At 35.3% G+C, this 1,504-nt stretch carries 1 pseudogene; it reads left to right on the top strand.

Annotation, left to right across the window (positions count from 1 at the left end):
* Window positions 1–704: 704 nt before the first annotated feature.
* A pseudogene (locus tag ACFIKE_RS10450) lies at window positions 705–1,391 on the top strand (tyrosine-type recombinase/integrase); the annotation flags it as partial.
* Window positions 1,392–1,504: the final 113 nt, after the last annotated feature.

The following is a 1,504-nucleotide window of genomic DNA, read 5'->3' on the forward strand; positions in this document are numbered from 1 at the left end:
GCCTGTGCAGACCCATAAAAAAGACCTGTTCCAATAGCAGAGCCAAGAGCTAAAAAAATAACTTGGCGCTTACTCATACCTCGTTTCAGTTCATTTCGTGCCATTACTTTCCTTCTTTATTGAAATGTTGACGAAAATCCACACCACAATAACAGCTTTATGATAAATAAAGTCTCATGTTTCTCTTTCGAAGATAGACTTTAAAAGCATTAAAAAATAGCCTTCCAGATGCTCTATCCTAGGCAATGAAAAATACTTTTATTGCGAATGATTCAGCTTTTTATAGCCTAAGTTTTGTACCATTTATTGAAATTATGTGATAATAAAATTTTTTATAATTGTCATTTAACTCATTTTTATATTTTCTATTTTTCTGCAGAAAATGTGGGATTGAATGCAAGATAATATAAACATTTTTATTTATAAGGATAATTTATTGTTTTATATATTGAATTGGCTCCTCAATATCATAAGATTCTCTCTTTTCCAAACCTGCTCATATTGAAGCAATCAAAACTTTTTGTTTACACATTATAAGCGAGAATAAGCGAGATTGATGTGTGAATAAAAACACGTAAAGAAAGAAATAAAAATTCCTTTTAATAAACTGTATCAAGTGCAAAAAACTGTCATAACTCGGGAAAAGGATTATCTGTTAGTATCAACTCGTATCTTCATAACATAAAAATAATGATGCACTATTAATCTTATACTTTTCACGAGAGTTTTTAGGTTATACCCTTCACGCGCGCCGTCGCGAAATGGGCTTGGGTGCGTTGCGAGATGTTTCTCTAAAACAAGCCCGTGAATTGGCAAATGGGTGGCGTGCTATTTTACGTGAGGGTCGTGACCCCATTAAAGAACGCAACAAACAAAAGCGTGAGGCAATAAGTAATCTCCATTATTTAAAAGATATCGCGTTGGATGCTTTTGAAAGCCGTAAAGCTGAATTAAAAAATGATGGCGAGGCTTGTAATTGGTTTTTACATTTACACCTCCATATTCTCCCCAAATTAGGCTGTCTGGCCGTTTCAGAGATTACACAAACAGAGATACGCGATACCCTTGCTCCTATTTGGCATACAAAAGCTGGAACTGCTCGAACAGCACTGATGCATCTTAGACTTTGTCTCAAACATGCGGCTGCATTAGGGTTAGATGTTGATTTACAAAGAAAAAGCACGTGCTCTCTTAGGCAAACAACGTCATAAAAAACAAAGCTTACCAGCCATGGATTGGAGAGATGTGCCGGTTTTTTTTACCAATTTCTCTGCAAAACAACAACTATAAAACATTTAGCTTTGCGTCTGCTTATCCTTACAGGGGTTTGTAGCAATCCTTTACGGCATATTCGTGAAGATCAGATTGAAGATGATATCTGGACAATCCCTTTATACCAAAACAGCCGATAGAAAACGACTTGCAATAGAAGCAATCAAAAAACTTCAAAAAAGTTAGAAGCATAGTTGACAGTAAGAAAACAAACCAAAGCCCCATCAAAATT

It is taken from the genome of Bartonella sp. MU70NMGDW, assembly GCF_042194085.1.
GTDB lineage: Bacteria > Pseudomonadota > Alphaproteobacteria > Rhizobiales > Rhizobiaceae > Bartonella > Bartonella grahamii.